At 64.8% G+C, this 14,665-nt stretch carries 21 protein-coding genes; 12 read left to right on the forward strand and 9 right to left on the reverse strand.

Features of this window, described 5'->3' with window-relative positions; translation table 11 throughout:
* Positions 1-98 precede the first annotated feature (98 nt).
* Entirely contained in the window at positions 99-860 is a 762-nt protein-coding gene (locus EJ067_RS15985; protein WP_126086598.1) for a GGDEF domain-containing protein, read from the reverse strand.
* A 150-nt stretch (positions 861-1,010) separates the two neighbouring features.
* Between EJ067_RS15985 and EJ067_RS15990 the strand changes: the two genes are divergently transcribed.
* Positions 1,011-1,718, forward strand: a complete 708-nt coding sequence (locus tag EJ067_RS15990) for a pyrimidine 5'-nucleotidase (protein ID WP_126086599.1) — start codon at positions 1,011-1,013, stop codon at positions 1,716-1,718.
* Between the two features lie 61 nt (positions 1,719-1,779).
* Here EJ067_RS15990 and EJ067_RS15995 read toward each other — a convergent pair whose 3' ends face one another.
* The 3 genes from EJ067_RS15995 to EJ067_RS16005 form a co-directional block, all read right to left on the reverse strand.
* Positions 1,780-2,298 (reverse strand): hypothetical protein, encoded by a 519-nt coding sequence (locus EJ067_RS15995; RefSeq protein ID WP_126086600.1) that lies wholly within the window; start codon positions 2,296-2,298, stop codon positions 1,780-1,782.
* The gene (locus EJ067_RS16000) at positions 2,298-2,750 is read right to left on the reverse strand and encodes a hypothetical protein (protein ID WP_126086601.1); all 453 of its coding nucleotides are present in this window, start codon (positions 2,748-2,750) and stop codon (positions 2,298-2,300) included. Before EJ067_RS16000 ends, EJ067_RS15995 begins: the two co-directional genes overlap by 1 nt.
* Positions 2,751-2,923: 173 nt before the next feature.
* The gene (locus tag EJ067_RS16005; protein ID WP_189394111.1) at positions 2,924-3,340 is read right to left on the reverse strand and encodes a hypothetical protein; all 417 of its coding nucleotides are present in this window, start codon (positions 3,338-3,340) and stop codon (positions 2,924-2,926) included.
* A 281-nt stretch (positions 3,341-3,621) separates the two neighbouring features.
* Between EJ067_RS16005 and EJ067_RS16010 the strand changes: the two genes are divergently transcribed.
* Positions 3,622-4,296: a sensor histidine kinase gene (locus EJ067_RS16010; protein ID WP_126086602.1), complete on the forward strand. Its 675-nt coding sequence runs from the start codon at positions 3,622-3,624 to the stop codon at positions 4,294-4,296.
* Between the two features lie 470 nt (positions 4,297-4,766).
* The gene (locus EJ067_RS16015) at positions 4,767-5,387 is read left to right on the forward strand and encodes a response regulator transcription factor (protein ID WP_245468275.1); all 621 of its coding nucleotides are present in this window, start codon (positions 4,767-4,769) and stop codon (positions 5,385-5,387) included.
* A 15-nt stretch (positions 5,388-5,402) separates the two neighbouring features.
* On the opposite strand, the gene EJ067_RS16020 is transcribed toward EJ067_RS16015, so the two are convergent.
* Positions 5,403-6,242, reverse strand: a complete 840-nt coding sequence (locus tag EJ067_RS16020) for an LOG family protein (RefSeq protein WP_126086604.1) — start codon at positions 6,240-6,242, stop codon at positions 5,403-5,405.
* A gap of 143 nt (positions 6,243-6,385) precedes the next feature.
* On the opposite strand from EJ067_RS16020, the gene dapD reads away from it, so the two are divergent.
* From dapD to EJ067_RS35820, 5 genes are all read left to right on the forward strand, one after another.
* The gene (gene dapD, locus EJ067_RS16025; protein ID WP_126086605.1) at positions 6,386-7,240 is read left to right on the forward strand and encodes a 2,3,4,5-tetrahydropyridine-2,6-dicarboxylate N-succinyltransferase; all 855 of its coding nucleotides are present in this window, start codon (positions 6,386-6,388) and stop codon (positions 7,238-7,240) included.
* Positions 7,241-7,313: 73 nt separating this feature from the next.
* Positions 7,314-7,676: a DUF805 domain-containing protein gene (locus EJ067_RS16030; RefSeq protein WP_126086606.1), complete on the forward strand. Its 363-nt coding sequence runs from the start codon at positions 7,314-7,316 to the stop codon at positions 7,674-7,676.
* The gene (locus tag EJ067_RS16035; RefSeq protein ID WP_126086607.1) at positions 7,669-8,046 is read left to right on the forward strand and encodes a DUF805 domain-containing protein; all 378 of its coding nucleotides are present in this window, start codon (positions 7,669-7,671) and stop codon (positions 8,044-8,046) included. The genes EJ067_RS16030 and EJ067_RS16035 overlap by 8 nt, the downstream gene beginning before the upstream one ends.
* Positions 8,047-8,055: 9 nt before the next feature.
* Positions 8,056-8,433, forward strand: coding sequence for a hypothetical protein (locus tag EJ067_RS35815; protein ID WP_348639537.1), 378 nt, complete (start codon positions 8,056-8,058; stop codon positions 8,431-8,433).
* Positions 8,434-8,436: 3 nt separating this feature from the next.
* A complete protein-coding gene (locus EJ067_RS35820; RefSeq protein ID WP_348639538.1) occupies positions 8,437-8,739 on the forward strand; it encodes a hypothetical protein in 303 nt (100 codons plus the stop codon).
* Here EJ067_RS35820 and EJ067_RS16045 read toward each other — a convergent pair.
* Positions 8,731-9,765, reverse strand: a complete 1,035-nt coding sequence (locus EJ067_RS16045) for a 2-dehydropantoate 2-reductase (protein ID WP_126086608.1) — start codon at positions 9,763-9,765, stop codon at positions 8,731-8,733. The two genes, EJ067_RS35820 and EJ067_RS16045, sit on opposite strands and share 9 nt — an antisense overlap.
* A 116-nt stretch (positions 9,766-9,881) precedes the next feature.
* Here EJ067_RS16045 and dapE point away from each other — a divergent pair, with 116 nt between their 5' ends.
* The 4 genes from dapE (at position 9,882) to EJ067_RS16065 (ending at position 12,368) form a co-directional block, all read left to right on the forward strand.
* Complete coding sequence (dapE, locus tag EJ067_RS16050; RefSeq protein WP_126086609.1) at positions 9,882-11,081, forward strand: succinyl-diaminopimelate desuccinylase; 1,200 nt, start codon at positions 9,882-9,884, stop codon at positions 11,079-11,081.
* 2 nt (positions 11,082-11,083) lie between these two features.
* Positions 11,084-11,689: a transporter gene (locus tag EJ067_RS16055; RefSeq protein WP_126089638.1), complete on the forward strand. Its 606-nt coding sequence runs from the start codon at positions 11,084-11,086 to the stop codon at positions 11,687-11,689.
* 83 nt (positions 11,690-11,772) lie between these two features.
* Entirely contained in the window at positions 11,773-12,054 is a 282-nt protein-coding gene (locus EJ067_RS16060; protein WP_126086610.1) for a type II toxin-antitoxin system ParD family antitoxin, read from the forward strand.
* On the forward strand, positions 12,051-12,368 hold the full coding sequence (locus tag EJ067_RS16065) for a type II toxin-antitoxin system RelE/ParE family toxin (RefSeq protein WP_126086611.1): 318 nt from the start codon (positions 12,051-12,053) through the stop codon (positions 12,366-12,368). The genes EJ067_RS16060 and EJ067_RS16065 overlap by 4 nt, the downstream gene beginning before the upstream one ends.
* Here EJ067_RS16065 and truA read toward each other — a convergent pair.
* The 3 genes from truA to fmt all read right to left on the reverse strand — a co-directional run bounded on the left by truA (position 12,338) and on the right by fmt (position 14,663).
* Entirely contained in the window at positions 12,338-13,132 is a 795-nt protein-coding gene (truA, locus tag EJ067_RS16070) for a tRNA pseudouridine(38-40) synthase TruA (RefSeq protein WP_126086612.1), read from the reverse strand. The genes EJ067_RS16065 and truA overlap by 31 nt on opposite strands.
* A 92-nt stretch (positions 13,133-13,224) precedes the next feature.
* The gene (locus EJ067_RS16075; protein WP_126086613.1) at positions 13,225-13,731 is read right to left on the reverse strand and encodes an N-acetyltransferase; all 507 of its coding nucleotides are present in this window, start codon (positions 13,729-13,731) and stop codon (positions 13,225-13,227) included.
* Complete coding sequence (gene fmt, locus EJ067_RS16080) at positions 13,728-14,663, reverse strand: methionyl-tRNA formyltransferase (protein ID WP_126086614.1); 936 nt, start codon at positions 14,661-14,663, stop codon at positions 13,728-13,730. Before fmt ends, EJ067_RS16075 begins: the two co-directional genes overlap by 4 nt.
* Positions 14,664-14,665: the final 2 nt, after the last annotated feature.

Genomic DNA, 14,665 nt, shown 5'->3' on the forward strand with positions numbered 1-14,665 from the left:
AATTCCGTGCCAAGTTTAGGTGAAAACCCCGTTACAACCGCTCAATCGCCGCGGTTGAATTTGCAGAAGGTTAACAATTGCCAACCCCGCCCAGAACCTCAGGCGGCTTCCGAAATGTCGTGATCGAGAATGGACAGGTTGCGGCCGCGATGCTTGGCCTCATAGAGCCTGCGGTCGGCGGCGCGCATCAGCTCCGACACGGTGGCGCTCTCGCCACAGGTGATGCCGCCGATCGAGACGGTCAACGGCACGGTCCGCTCGTCGACGGGGCGGAAGCGGATCAGTTCGACCTCGCGGCGGATGCGCTCGGCCACGCGCCTTGCCTCCGGCTCGGTGGCGCCGATCAGGAAGGCGGCGAACTCCTCGCCGCCGATGCGGCCGAGCACGTCGCCGCTGCGCACGCCGCGCTCGATGGCGCCGGCGATCAGAAGCAATGCATCGTCGCCGGTCAGGTGACCGAAGTTGTCGTTGATGGTCTTGAAGTGATCGGCATCGATGATCAGCAGGGCGCCGCGATCGGTCTTGCGCCGGGAACCGTCGAGCGCGGCAAAGAAGGTCTCGCGGTTGAGCATCCCGGTCATGTCGTCGCGGCTTGCCTTCTCCGACAGGCGCCTGTGGGCGGCGGCAAGCTGCGCATGCGCACGGGCAAGCTCGCGATGCGCGTTCTTCAGGCGGTCGCTTTGCCAGAAGGTGCCAGCGCTGGCGATCCAGGCGAGCATCAAAGGGCAAATCGTGGCCGTCAACCAGACGGTGCGGCTGACCGGAAAGCCCATCGCCGGGACCACAACCAGCGTCAGCAAGAGCGAGGCGGCGACCGAAGCGAACGCGACGACTGCGGACTTCAAAATTATGCGACTCATCGCTGTCTCCCAACGGAATGCCTCTGTGCCAGCAAGCGCTGAAGGCGACCTTTCCGGGACGGTTAAAATTTGAAGCGAGGGGCTATTTTCACCATGCGCGACGCGCATAAGTTGTGGATAAAGTCGGCGTCCGCATGCCATAAGGAGGCCATGACAACGACCCCCGACCCTGCCCGTTTTGCCCATGTCACGGATTGGGTGTTCGACCTCGACAACACGCTCTATCCGCACCATTCGAATCTGTTCGCGCAGATCGACGTGAAGATGACCGCCTATGTCGGCGAGCTGCTGACGCTCTCGCGCGAGGAGGCGCGCAAGCTGCAGAAAGAGCTCTACCTGGAGTACGGCACGACGCTGAACGGGCTGATGACGCGCCACGGCATCGACCCCGACGACTTCCTCGAGAAGGTGCACGACATCGACTATTCCTGGCTGGTGCCCGATCCGGTGCTCGGCGCCGCGATCCGGCAGCTGCCGGGCCGCAAGTTCATCTTCACCAATGGCGACCGCAGGCATGCGGAGCGCACGGCGCGCCAGCTGGGCATATTGGACCATTTCGACGACATCTTCGACATCGTCGCGGCGGGCCTCAACCCCAAGCCGGCGCGCCAGACCTATGAGAGGTTCGCCGAGCTGCATTCCGTCACCGGCCACAACGCGGTGATGTTCGAGGATCTGGCACGCAACCTCTCGGTGCCGAAATCGCTCGGCATGACGACGGTGCTGGTCGTGCCGCGCAATTTCGAGCCGACTTTCTCGGAGATCTGGGAGCGCGACCCGGCCAACGAGGACGACGTCGATTTCGTGACCGACGATCTCGCCAGTTTCCTGACGGCAATCGTCGAAGTCCCGGCCTGAACCAACCCCAGATTGCTGATACGCCGTTAGAAAGGCAGCCGCCCGCGGCCGGCAGGCGTGACTAGTCGAAGTCCGGGATCGTGCCCGGCGGCAGGCCCAGTTGGCCGTTCAGGTTTTTCAGGAACCGGCACCATTCGGGCGTGTCCCGGCGCTTCCCGTTGCCGTTGCCGTCGGACGAAAACCCGTTGCCGAAGCCGCTGCCGCAATTGGCGTTGCCGTTGAAGCTGCCCGCGTTGCCATTGCCGTTGAAGCTGCCGGCATTGCCGTTGCCGTTGAAATTACCGATGTTGCCGTTGCCGTTGAAGCTGCCGCGGTTGCCGTTGCCGTTGAAATTGCCGGAGTTCCACTTGCCGTTCGAGGCGACGGCGTCGCCCAGACCGAGACCGGCAAGCGCGACACCTCGGTGGTCGATGGAGCCGCGGCCGATGGGAAGATCGGCGATCCTGACCACCGTCGAGGCGTCGGCAGCCACGATCGCGGCAAGCAGCGCGCAGACCGCGAGGCCGTTACCGTCGCGCGGCCGCGCCGGCGCCGGCTTTTCGCCACGCCGGACAGATGCGGATGGTCCGGGCCCGCCCATCAGCGGTTTCCCCGGCCGTTGAAATTGCCGTTGAACGCGCCGGCATTGCCGTTGCCGTTGAACGAGCCGCCGTTGAAGTTGCCGTTGAAGGCGCCGACATTGGTGTTGCCGTCATATTCGCCGGTGTTGCCGTTGCCGTTGAAGGCGCCGATGTTGTGGTTTCCGCTCGTCGGCGAGGTGTTCTCGTTGCCGTTGAAGGCGCCGACATTGCCGCTGCCGCTGTTGAAGGCGCCGATATTGCCGCTGCCGGTGTTCTTGTAGCCGACATTGCCGCCCGAGAAGCCGAGCGGATCCATGCCCCTGACATTCGAACCGATATACTGGCCGTATTGACCGGCGGTTTGAGCGATCCGGGACGTGCTGAAGGCCTGGCTGCCTGTCGTGCCGTCGGCCTTCGCGCCGGTCGCGCTCAGCAGGCCCAGCCATAGCACCAATAGGACGCGGGGTTTCATGAGCGAACTCCTTCCATAGCCGCGATTGAAAAGGGACTGGGACCGCCGGCGACATGTCGCGATAGCCTGGCGTGGGGGACGGGCGCGAGGCTCGGCGATCCCAGAAGCGTGAGCGTCTTTCGACGCTGGTGATTGGCGACGCCGGTGGTTGGCGACGCTAACAGGTGGCGAGGCTAGTGGTTGCCGTTGCCGTTTCCGTTGCCGTTGCCGGCGCCCCAGTTGCCGTTGCCGTTGGCATTGCCGTTGCCCAGGCCGAAGTTGGCGTTGCCGTTCAGGTTGCCGTTGCCGAGGCCGAAGTTGCCGTTGCCGTTTCCGTTGCCGTTGGCGATGCCGGCATTGAGGTTGCCGTTGAAGTTGCCGTTGAAGGCGCCCATGTTGGCATTGCCGTTTCCGTTGCCGTTGCCGATACCGAAATTGCCGTTGCCGTTGAAGTTGCCGTTGAAGGCGCCGGTGTTGGCATTGCCGTTGCCGTTGCCGTTGCCGACCCCGACGTTGCCGTTGCCGTTGCCGTTCCCGCTGCCGATCGAGACAGCGGATGCCGTACCAGTCAGCGCCGACAGGACAGCCGCGGCCAGAATGATCTTCCTCATGACGTTCTCCTTGGTTTGCGTTGAACATCCCGGCCAGCACAAGATGACCGGAACCACGCAAAAAGGATGCGCGCAGAAGAGGCGGCGAAACATCGGGGCTGATCGGCAAGGTCTGCCGGTTTTTCAGCTGAGGCGCTTGTCAGGAAAAAATGAAGGCATCGGGAAAAAACTGACAGGCATGGAGGCTTGTGCCGGGTGTATATTGCCGGGACATTCATGCCTTTTCTCGTTGGCCCCGAACGGCTTGCGCCCCGCGACGGCAAAGAGAACAGAAGGGGTCGATGCAGGCGGGTATCGCAACAGGCAAGGACGACAGGGCCCGGCGCCGGCGACTGGCGCGACGCCTGATTGCCGTGCAGGAGGAACAGCGCCTGCGCCTGTCACGCGAGCTGCACGACGATCTGGGCCAGATGCTGGCGAGCGTCGCGCTGGAACTGCACAGCATCCGCGCGGACTCGGCGGAACTCGATGCCCGCCTCGCGCGCGCCGCTCAATTGATCGACCAGCTGAGCGCCCGGGTGCACGACGCTGCCTGGAGCCTGCGGCCCGCGGACCTCGATCGCCTCGGACTTCGCGCCTGCCTCGAGGATCTGGTCAGCATGCTGTGCGCTCAGCTCGGCGTCCCCGGCGACGTGGATCTCGAAGCCCTGGCGCGGCCGCTCGAGCCCGAAATCGCCCTGACGCTTTATCGCATCGCGCAGGAAGCCCTCACCAACATCGGCAAGCATGCCCGGCCGGGCCGGGTCAGCGTTACGGCCCACATATGGGACAACAAACTGCGGCTCGCGGTCGAGGACAACGGCCAAGGCTTCGACGGCACCGTCGCGCCCGGCCCCCACCATCTGGGGCTTGCGGGGATGAAGGAGCGCCTTGCCTTGATCGGAGGCGAGCTGACAGTCGAAACCGCCAGGGGCAAGGGGACCGCCATCTATGCCGATGTGCGCTTGAGCGACTGAGCGCTCCGACAAATTGCCGCACGCGCCCGATCGGGATGATCGTTTCGTCGAATCGCCATCCTGATCCAAACCTTTGTTGGAGTATGATCTTCTCCGAAAACCGGTCCCCACTTTTTGCCTTCGCTGAGCTTCGGTTCGGGGTCATGCCCTAGAAGGGTCGGCGTTCCGAACCGCTCTAAATATTTGTTTTTACGCAATTCCGGACGGAAAACCGTTACACACTTTTCCTGGAATTGCTCTAAGTGAAGCGTTCCACATCCGAAATCGTCGGCAGCGGCTTACAATCCGCGGCATGGGTCAGGCGGGGGATGGCTTACCCGTTGCGGCCGCGTTGCGGCTTTGCTGAAACAGACGGGCGTCCCGCGCCAGGCGGGGCAGTTGCCTAGACCATCAAGCACAGGGGGGCCGCACTGCGTGACGGGTCCTTCGACAGACTGATGGAGGTTAAGGTGTGCTGCAGGCGCATATTCGTGGTCGACGACCATCCGATCATCCTGTCCGGCGTGGGCGCGATGATCAACAGCCAGGACGATCTGACGATCGTCGGACTGGCGGCGAATGCCGACGAGGCCCTCGAGGGCATCGGCAAGACCCTTCCCGACGTCGCCGTGGTCGACATCTCGCTGCCCGGCGTCAACGGGGTCACGTTGATCGAGCGGCTCGCCGAACGGTTCCCTGAACTCGGCTGCATTGCGCTGACGGCGCATGAGGACCCCGGCTGCCTGCGCCAGGTGCTGGCCGCCGGGGCGCGCGGTTTCGTGGTCAAACGGTCGACCGCGACGGATCTGCTGCAGGCCATCCGATGCGTGCTGGCCGGCGACAATTACGTCGATCCGGCGCTTGCCGCGCGGATCTTGAGCCCCCGTCACGGCACACAATGCGATCCGGGGAATCTCAGCCAGCGGGAGCGGTCGGTGATCCAGCTGGTCGCGCTCGGCTACAGCAACAAGGAGATATCCTCGCGGCTGAATCTCAGCATAAAGACCATCGAAACCTACCGGACCCGGGCTACCGACAAGCTGGAGCTCCACTCCCGCGCGGCCATCGTGCGCTTCGCGCAATCGAATGGCTGGCTGGCCGAGCTGGTGTAGCGGCGGTCCGCGGCTTTAGAGACTATAGAAGCGGCGGACGATGTCCCAGGCTTCGTCGGCGGTGTCGACGAAATCGATGATGTCCTGGTCGCCGGGCGAGATCGTGCCCTGCTCGGCCAGGAAATCGAGGTCGATCGCCCTTTGCCAGAACGCTTTGCCGAACAGGATCACCGGCACGCGCTCCATGCGCCCGGTCTGGATCAACGTCAGCGTCTCGAAGAATTCGTCCATCGTGCCGAAGCCGCCCGGGAACACGGCGACAGCCTTGGCGCGCATGACGAAATGCATCTTGCGGATCGCGAAATAGTGGAAGTTGAAGCAGAGCTCCGGCGTCACATAGGCGTTCGGCGCCTGCTCGTGCGGCAGCACGATGTTGAGGCCGATCGACGGCGCGCCGACATCGTCGGCGCCGCGGTTTCCGGCTTCCATGACGCCGGGGCCGCCGCCGGTGACGACGACGAATTCGCGGTAGTACGACGTGGCCGACTGCTGCGAGCAGAGCCGGGCGAACTTGCGCGCCTCCTCGTAATATTTGCTGTTCAGCTCGAGGTTCTGCTTCTGCGTCTCGTTCTTCGCCGCCCAGGCGACGCCGCCCGGCTCCGGCAGCCTGGCGCCGCCGAACAGGATGACGGTCGAGCGGATGCCGCGTTCGGCGAGGATCATCTCCGGCTTCAAGAGCTCGAGCTGGAGGCGCACCGGGCGCAATTCGCGCCGCGTCATGAAGTCGGGATCATTCCAGGCCAGGCGATAGGTCTCGGCCCGCGTCTGCGGCGTGTCCGGCACGCTTTTCGACCGCTCCAGATCCTCGTCCGAATGCGGCAGTGGCGTCCAGCCGGCCTTTTCCATGGGTGTCATCGAATCCACCGTCCTAATTCCCTTACTTGCGCCGTCCCATGACGCAGCCGCGATTGACCCCCATCAAGGCTTCACATAGGGTCCGCGCGATTTCAAAACAGGTTAAGGCGCAGCCCTTAACAGCTTTGTAATGGAGCAATTTCATGTCGAAGCCCGATCTGGCGAGCCTCGAAAACACCATCGAGAAGGCCTTCGAGGAGCGCGACACGATTTCGACCGCGACGCGCGGCGAAACGCGCGACGCCATCCAGTCGGCGCTCGACCTGCTCGATCGCGGCGTGGCCCGCGTCGCCGAGCGCCAGGACGACGGCAAATGGCATGTCAATCAGTGGCTGAAGAAGGCGGTGCTGCTCTCCTTCCGGCTGAACCCGATGGAGATCATCAAGGGCGGTCCGGGCCAGGCGGTGTGGTGGGACAAGGTGCCGTCGAAGTTCGACGGCTGGAGCGCCGTAGACTTCGAGAAGGCCGGCTTCCGCGCCGTGCCGTCCTCGGTCGTGCGCCGCTCGGCCTATGTCGCGCCGGGCGCGGTGCTGATGCCGTCCTTCGTCAATGTCGGCGCCTATGTCGACACCGGCACCATGGTCGACACCTGGGCCTCGGTCGGCTCCTGCGCGCAGATCGGCAAGAACGTGCATCTTTCGGGCGGCGTCGGCATCGGCGGCGTGCTGGAGCCGATGCAGGCCGGCCCGACCATCATCGAGGACAATTGCTTCATCGGCGCCCGCTCCGAGGTGGTCGAGGGCTGCATCGTGCGCGAAGGCTCGGTGCTTGGCATGGGCGTGTTCATCGGACAGTCGACCAAGATCGTCGATCGCGCCACCGGCGAGGTCTTCTACGGCGAGGTGCCGGCGAATTCGGTGGTGGTCGCCGGATCGCTGCCCGGCAAGCCGCTGCCCAATGGCGAGCCGGGGCCGAGCCTCTACTGCGCCGTCATCGTCAAGCGCGTCGACGCCAGGACCCGCTCCAAGACGTCTATCAACGAATTGCTGCGCGATTGATCTTTTCCGGAAACGGACGCACCTTCCGCCGGCGCGACATTCGGTCGCGCTGGTTTCAATACGGAGGGGCGTCATGGACTGGAAGTATCTGCTGACGAGTTTCGACGGCCGCATCAACCGCGCCAAGTTCTGGGCCGGCATCGGTATATTCATCGTCATCGCCATCGTTGCGTTCATTCTCGATTCGATCCTCGGTACGCGTTTCACCACCAACAGCGGCGCCCAGGTCGGCGTCATCGGCATCCTCGTCACGCTGGCCTCGATCTATTTCGCGATTGCTCTCTATGCCAAACGCTGGCACGACCGTAACAAATCGGGCTGGTGGACACTGATCGGCCTGATCCCCATCATCGGCGGCATCTGGCTGCTCATCGAACTGGGCATCCTCGAAGGCACCAGGGGCGCCAATCAATACGGACCGGACCCGCTTGCCTGAAAAAGCAGACTTCATCTGGCTCTTCTTCAAAACCTCGGGCCGCGTCAGCCGCGCGGCCTATTTCCTCGGCGGGTTGCTGGTGGCCCTAGCGCAGGCTTTTCCGCTCTACCGCTTCACGCTGGTGCCGGAGGGCTCGGCCGAGAGCAACATGTGGTCATTCGTCTTCTTCCTGACCTTCCTCGCCTCGCTTTGGTCGAACATCGTGCTGGCGGTGAAGCGGCTGCATGATCTCGACAAGCCCGGCGTCGCGGCGCTGGTGCTGTTCGTGCCCGTCGTATCGATCGTCGCCTTCCTGGTGCTCTGCCTGTTTCCGGGACAGGCCGGATCCAATCGCTACGGCAGCCGCACGAATGCGCCTGCCGACCGCTGAACAGCCGCCATGCGCTACCGCACGCTCGACCCGAAGCTGATCATCGAGACCGCCGAAAGGCTTGAGGAGCGGGTCGCCGAGCGCTTCCCGGACGCCGGCCTGCGCGGCGTCGCCGCCGAGCTGGTGTCGCTGTCGCGCGACCTGGCGCAATCGGCCAAGGCCCTGGAGGCGCCGATCTGGTGGCTGCGCGGCGTCATCGTCGCCGCCGTCGTCGCCGGCGCGCTGATCTTCCTGTTCGTCGGCACCATCCTGCCGCTCGGCCGCTTTTCCGGACCCGGCGACGCCGTTCAGTCGGTGCAAGGCATCGAATCCGCCCTCAACGTGCTCATCCTCGCCGTCGTCGGCTTCCTGGCGCTGATGCGGGCCGAGGAGCGCATCAAGCGCTAGAAGGTGTTCCGCGAGCTGCATGGCCTCCGGTCGCTGATCCATGTCATCGACATGCACCAGCTGACCAAGGACCCAGCGACGCTGTCGGCCAACTTCAAGCCGACCGCGCATTCGCCGGCGCGCATCACCAACGCCGCCGACCTCGCGCGCTATCTCGACTATTGCTCGGAGATGCTGTCGATCGCCGGCAAGATCGCGGCGCTGTTCGCCCAGTCGGTCAATGACGACGTGGTCGTCGACGGGTCAACGACATCGAAAACCTGGCCTCCAACCTGTCGCGCAAGATCTGGCAGAAGATCACGCTGATCGAGGAACGCCGCTGACGGCATCCGGGCGCAAGCCTGGCGGGCCGCGCTTTTCCGCTTCCGCCTGACGCACCAGCGCCGCGACGCGCCTGGTCAGGGGCACGGGCACGCCGGTCTTTTCGGCGAGCCGCAGGATCGCGCCCTGCAGTTCGTCGATCTCCGTCGGCCGGCCGCGCTTCAGATCGTCCCACATCGAGGCCCGCGCCCTGGGGTCGATGGCCAGCAGCCGACGCGCCAGGAGACCGAACAGCCAGTCCGGCAGTCTGAGCACCTTCGGCAGCAGCCATGGCGGCGGGCCAGCGATACGCGCCGGCTCGATGCCGGCGGCCTTCATGGCTGCCAGCGCCTCTTCGATCTGGCCCGCCAGGATAACCCGCCAGTTGCGGTCGGCCAGCTCGGCCGCCAGCGGCAGGTTGGACAACGCCACCAGCGCATTGTTGAGATTCATCAATAGCTTGCTCCACTGCACCGCCTTCATGTCGGCGTGGGTTTCAACGCCGAGTCCTTCGACATCGAGCAGTGCGGCTAGGCCGGGCACGGCATCCTCGATCATCACCATGCCGTCGCTGGCGCGGCGCACGCTGAACGGCACCTCGCCGTCCGGCGATTGCACGACATTGAACGCCACCATGCCGGCGAGCACGCGATGCGCCGGAAGCGCGGCGCGCAGCTTGTCCGGATTGTCGACGCCATTCTGCAGGCTGACCACGATGGCATCGGGGCGGGCATGGGTCGCAATGAGCGTCGCCATCTCCCCGGTCGCGCCGCTCTTTACCGTCACCAGAATGATGTCCGCGTTGCGCAGCGCCATCACGGGATCATCGGTGACGGCAAGCGCCTCAGGCCCGATGCTGCGGTCGCGGCCGTCGAGATCGCTGACCCGCAGCCCGTCCTTGCGCATGGCCTCGACGATGCGGCCACGGCCCAGGAAGACCACCTTTCGCCCGGCGAGCGCCAAGCAGCCGCCGACATAGCAGCCGATGCTGCCGGCACCGGCGACGGCGATGGTTTTGTCTGCATTGGCCATGCAATCGTCCCGACTTGGCCCGCAACTATACGACATGAAAACCATAATGTCGGCGGCGTGTTCGCCCACCATGTCCGACCGTGACAGGCCCGTTGCTTTCGACTATCGCTTTGCCCATGAAATTGCCGACCGATCCCGCCCAGAACCTTGCCGCCCTGATCCGCTGCCCTTCCGTGACGCCCGCCGAGGGCGGCGCGCTGCAGGCACTGGAAGGCATGCTGAAGCCGCTCGGCTTCTCGGTCGAGCGGCCGGTGTTCTCGGAGGATGGCACGCCGGACATCGAGAACCTCTATGCGCGCCGCTCGGGCAATGGCCCGCATCTGATGTTTGCCGGCCACACCGACGTCGTGCCGGTCGGCGATGAGGCGGCCTGGACGCATCCGCCCTTTGCCGCCGAGATCGCCAATGGCGAGATGTATGGCCGCGGCGCCGTCGACATGAAGGGCGGCATCGCCTGCTTCATTGCCGCGGTGGCGCGCCATATCGAGAAGACTGGCGGTCCCAAGGGCTCGGTCTCGCTGCTGATCACCGGCGACGAGGAAGGACCGGCCATCAACGGGACGGTAAAGCTGCTCGACTGGGCGGCCGCCCAGGGCGAGAAATGGGACGCCTCGATCGTCGGCGAGCCGACCAATCCGGACGCGCTCGGCGACATGATCAAGATCGGCCGGCGCGGTTCGCTCTCCGGCAGCGTCGTCGTCAACGGACGCCAGGGCCATGCCGCCTATCCGCAGCTTGCCGACAACCCGGTGCGCGGTCTCATCAGCCTGGTTGACGCGTTGCTCCATCCGGTGTTCGACAAGGGAACGAAGGATTTCCAGCCGACCAATCTTGAAGTGACATCGATCGATGTCGGCAACCCGGCGACCAATGTCATCCCGGCCAAGGCGACGGCCACCTTCAACATCCGCTTCAACGACACTTGGGATGCCGAGACCATCCAGGCCGAGATCCACAACCGGCTTGACCAGGCGGCCGGCCGCAAGAAATACCGGCCCGGCAAGACGACCGCGGTCGACTACGAGCTTGTCTGGCGTGACCGGCCGAGCCATGTCTTTCTCACCCGCGACGACAAGCTGATCGACACGCTGAGCGCATCGGTTGCAGCGGTGGTCGGCAGGACGCCGGCGCTCTCGACCTCCGGCGGCACGTCGGATGCGCGCTTCATCAAGGATTTTTGCCCGGTGGTCGAGTTCGGGTTGGTCGGCAAGACAATGCACATGGTGGATGAACGCGTGGCGGTCGCCGATCTCGAGACGCTGACGCGCATCTACGAGCGTTTTATCGAGGACTGGTTCGGAAAAGGTCTCACGTGACCATGCTTTCCGCGGACGAAACCTTCGCTTCGCTGGCCGGGGCCTGGCGGCTGATGTTCGGCAAGGCCGACGGTCTGCGCATGCTCGACCTTTCGGCGGACGGTTTCTGGAACTCCTTCTTCGCCATCGTCGTGGCACTGCCGGCGCTGATCGTCGGCTGGGTCGGCATCGCCAACGAGATTGGCGATCCGAACGCATTCGCCGGGCGGCTCAGCATGCTGATCCGGCTGGCAACCGTCGACATCGGCTCCTGGGTGCTGCCGCTGGTGGCGCTGGCGCTGGTGGCGCCGCGCGCCGGCATCGGCGGACGCTTCGTCCACTATGTCGTCGCCTCCAACTGGGCCTCCGCGATCATCGCCTGGCTGATGCTGCCATCGGCGCTGCTGAGGCTGTTCCTGTCCCCGACCGACGAGATCAGCGGGCTGGTCTCGCTCATTCTGTTCGCGCTGTCGATGGTGCTGACCTGGCGCATGACCAACGCGACGATCGGCAAGGGTGCCGCCGTCGGCACCGCGGTGTTTGCCGGCATGTTCGTGGCCTCGCTGCTGGTCCTGTTCGGGCTGCAGGCGCTGCTCGGCATCGACATCCCGGACGGTGCGAGGGGCTAGGTTTCGGATCGGGAGCGGCGGTCTTCCAAGCCGCCGCCGGAGCAGGTATGATATTTTCATACCGACTTCCGAGGAGGAAGCACATGTCCGCCATCGAAAAACGCACATTCAGCCTGCCGGCGGAGCAAGCCGCCTTTATCGATCAACTAGTTCAGTCGGGCGCCTATGCCACAAGCAGTGAGGTCATCCGCGCCGGACTGCGCGCCTTGCAGGAGCGCGATGCCGCCGTGGAGCGCTGGCTGCGTGAGGAAGTCGCTCTTACCTTTGATGCCTGGAAGGCAAACCCTGGAAAGGGAATTTCGCCGGAAGAAATGGCCGAACGGGCGCGCAGACGTCATGAGCTCCATCCGCAGAAAAAACCGTGAAGCGTCGGACGATCGTCTACACGTCTGATGGTGGCGACGACCTCGATCGTATCTACAGCCTCATCGCGGAAGCCAGCAGCGCGACCACGGCCAACCGCTACGACACTCGTATACGGGCGTTCTGCGAGCGTCTCGAATACGGTTCCGAGCGCGGCGTGCGCCGTGACGACGTACGGCCGGACCTTCGTGTCGTCGGCTTTGAGCGTCGCATAACGGTCGCCTTCATCGTAGAGCCCGAGCGCGTGGTGATTTTGCGCCTGTTCTACGGCGGCGCGAATTGGTCTTACGATTTGGCCGTGAGCGACGCTGACTGATCGGACTGCCCCACGGATTGCGGATAATCCACCCCGACAAGAAACAGCCCGTCCGGCGGCGCAACCTGTCCGCAGGCGGCGCGGTCGCGCGCTTCGAGCGCCGCCTTGAGATCGGCGGCGCTCCAGGAGCCGTCGCCGACGCGCCGCAAGGAGCCGACCATCGAGCGCACCTGATTGTGCAGGAAGGAGCGCGCGGAGGTCCTGATCTCGATGAGATCGCCCGCGCGGCTGACATCGAGGCGCGCAAGCGTGCGCACCGGGCTTTCGGCCTGGCACTGGGTGGAGCGGAAGGTGGTGAAGTCGTGCCGCCCAAGCAGCACCTTCGCCGCCTCGTGCATGGCCTCGGCGTCGAGGCGCTTCGGCACCCACCAGACCTTGCCCTTTTCCAGCGCCGACGGCGCGCGGCGGTTGAGGATGCGGTAGAGGTAGTGGCGGCCGGTGGCCGAGAAGCGCGCGTCGAAATCGTCGGCGACGACCGCCGCCTTCAAGATGGCGATGCGCGCGCCGGCCGCCTGCAGATGGGCGTTGACGGCATCACGCACCTTGTCGCCCGGCCATTCCTTGCCGAGATCGACATGCGCCACCTGGGCGGTGGCGTGCACGCCGGCATCGGTGCGGCCGGCGGCACGTATTCTTACCTCTTCGCCGCAGAATTTTTCGATCGCCTGCTCGATCGCCTGCTGCACCGATAGCTGGTCTGCCTGGTGCTGCCAGCCGGCGAACTGGCTGCCGTCATATTCGATGTCGAGCCGAAAACGCGGCATGTTCACACGACCGCCCGCGATCGCGACGAGGCCCTTTTTCGATTGAGCATGATCTTTCCCGAAAACCGGTTCCCACTTTTCGGGATCATGCTCTAGGCGGCAAGCGCGGTGAAGGCCGAAGCGTAGACCAGCTTGCCGGCCTCGGGCGCGTCGCCCCAGGCCAGCGCCTGCAGCGCCTCGCCCTGGTACTCGCTCTCGAACTTCTCGGCGCGGGCATGGGTGTAGCCGAAACGGCCGTAATAGGCCGGATCGCCGAGCACCACGGCAAGCCGCTCGCCGGCTTCCTTGAGGCGGATATGCGCCTCGCGGATCAGCGCGCCGCCGATGCCGGTGCCATGGAAGGACGGCTCGACCGCCAGCGGCGCCAGCGCCACGGCTGCAGACCGCTTGGCACCGTTCTGCACAAAAAGCCTGGAAAACAGGATGTGGCCGACGACCTGGCCGTCTTCTTCGGCAACCAGTTCGACGACGGTGTCGCCACCGGCCACCAGGGCGTCGACCAGGCCGGCCTCCGCCTGCTGGCCGAAGGCATGCTCTTCGACGAGGCGGATCGCCTCGCGATCCCGCGGCGTCGCCGCGCGTATCGACATCATGCTCATGTGAGTTTCGTTCCTTTTTCGACCTTGGCCCCGCGCAGAAACTCCTGAGCGGCGGCGGGCCTTCCACCCGCCCGTTGAATTTCGACCAGCCGCACCGCGCCTGACCCGCAGGCGACCGTCAGCCGGTCATCGAGAATACCTCCCGACTCGCCGACGCCGTTGGAAAGCGTCGAGCGAAGCAGTTTCAGCCGCTCCACGCGGCCACCAATTTCGACCTCGCACCACGCGCCCGGGAAGGGCGAAAGGCCGCGAATGTGATTGTGGACTTCGCCGGCAGGCCGCGTCCAGTCTACGCGTGTCTCCGATTTATCGATCTTTCGGGCATAGGTCACCCCTTCCGTCGCCTGTTGGATAAATGTCAGACAATTTATCCCCAGCCGCGTCAGCGCTTCCACCATCAGCGAAGCACCTAAGTCCATCATCCGGTCATGCAATTCGCCGGCGGTCATATCGGGTCCGATGGGCGATTTTTCAACCAATGCCACCGGACCGGTGTCGAGACCTTCTTCCATGCGCATGATCATCATGCCGGTCTCGGCATCGCCGGCCATGATGGCGCGCTGGATGGGAGCAGCACCGCGCCAACGCGGCAAAAGTGAGGCATGGCCGTTGAGGCAGCCCAGTCTGGTGGCCTCCAAGACGGGTTTCGGCAGAAGCAGGCCGTAGGCGACGACCACCGCGACATCGGCCCGCAAGGCGGCGAAGGCCTGCTGCTCGGGCTCGCTTTTCAGCGATGCCGGCGTCCGCACCTCGAGGCCAAGCCGCTCCGCCTCTCGCTGCACCGGCGAGGGCGTCAGTTCCAGCCCGCGCCGGCCAGCGGCGCGCGGCGGCTGCGTGTAGACGGCAGCTATGTCGTGGCCGACCTCGGCTATCGCACGCAGCGTCGGCACGGAAAAATCCGGCGTGCCCATGAAGATGACGCGCAGGGGCATGC

This window comes from Mesorhizobium sp. M1D.F.Ca.ET.043.01.1.1, assembly GCF_003952385.1.
GTDB lineage: Bacteria > Pseudomonadota > Alphaproteobacteria > Rhizobiales > Rhizobiaceae > Mesorhizobium.

Bases quoted from the DNA above. Each gene is read 5' to 3' on its own strand.
- EJ067_RS15985 (WP_126086598.1), bottom strand. From the start codon at position 860: ATGAGTCGCATAATTTTGAAGTCCGCAGTCGTCGCGTTCGCTTCGGTC.
- EJ067_RS15990 (WP_126086599.1), top strand. From the start codon at position 1,011: ATGACAACGACCCCCGACCCTGCCCGTTTTGCCCATGTCACGGATTGG.
- EJ067_RS15995 (WP_126086600.1), bottom strand. From the start codon at position 2,298: ATGGGCGGGCCCGGACCATCCGCATCTGTCCGGCGTGGCGAAAAGCCG.
- EJ067_RS16000 (WP_126086601.1), bottom strand. From the start codon at position 2,750: ATGAAACCCCGCGTCCTATTGGTGCTATGGCTGGGCCTGCTGAGCGCG.
- EJ067_RS16005 (WP_189394111.1), bottom strand. From the start codon at position 3,340: ATGAGGAAGATCATTCTGGCCGCGGCTGTCCTGTCGGCGCTGACTGGT.
- EJ067_RS16010 (WP_126086602.1), top strand. From the start codon at position 3,622: ATGCAGGCGGGTATCGCAACAGGCAAGGACGACAGGGCCCGGCGCCGG.
- EJ067_RS16020 (WP_126086604.1), bottom strand. From the start codon at position 6,242: ATGACACCCATGGAAAAGGCCGGCTGGACGCCACTGCCGCATTCGGAC.
- dapD (WP_126086605.1), top strand. From the start codon at position 6,386: ATGTCGAAGCCCGATCTGGCGAGCCTCGAAAACACCATCGAGAAGGCC.
- EJ067_RS16030 (WP_126086606.1), top strand. From the start codon at position 7,314: ATGGACTGGAAGTATCTGCTGACGAGTTTCGACGGCCGCATCAACCGC.
- EJ067_RS35815 (WP_348639537.1), top strand. From the start codon at position 8,056: ATGCGCTACCGCACGCTCGACCCGAAGCTGATCATCGAGACCGCCGAA.
- EJ067_RS16045 (WP_126086608.1), bottom strand. From the start codon at position 9,765: ATGGCCAATGCAGACAAAACCATCGCCGTCGCCGGTGCCGGCAGCATC.
- dapE (WP_126086609.1), top strand. From the start codon at position 9,882: ATGAAATTGCCGACCGATCCCGCCCAGAACCTTGCCGCCCTGATCCGC.
- EJ067_RS16055 (WP_126089638.1), top strand. From the start codon at position 11,084: ATGCTTTCCGCGGACGAAACCTTCGCTTCGCTGGCCGGGGCCTGGCGG.
- EJ067_RS16060 (WP_126086610.1), top strand. From the start codon at position 11,773: ATGTCCGCCATCGAAAAACGCACATTCAGCCTGCCGGCGGAGCAAGCC.
- truA (WP_126086612.1), bottom strand. From the start codon at position 13,132: ATGCCGCGTTTTCGGCTCGACATCGAATATGACGGCAGCCAGTTCGCC.
- EJ067_RS16075 (WP_126086613.1), bottom strand. From the start codon at position 13,731: ATGAGCATGATGTCGATACGCGCGGCGACGCCGCGGGATCGCGAGGCG.
- fmt (WP_126086614.1), bottom strand. From the start codon at position 14,663: ATGCCCCTGCGCGTCATCTTCATGGGCACGCCGGATTTTTCCGTGCCG.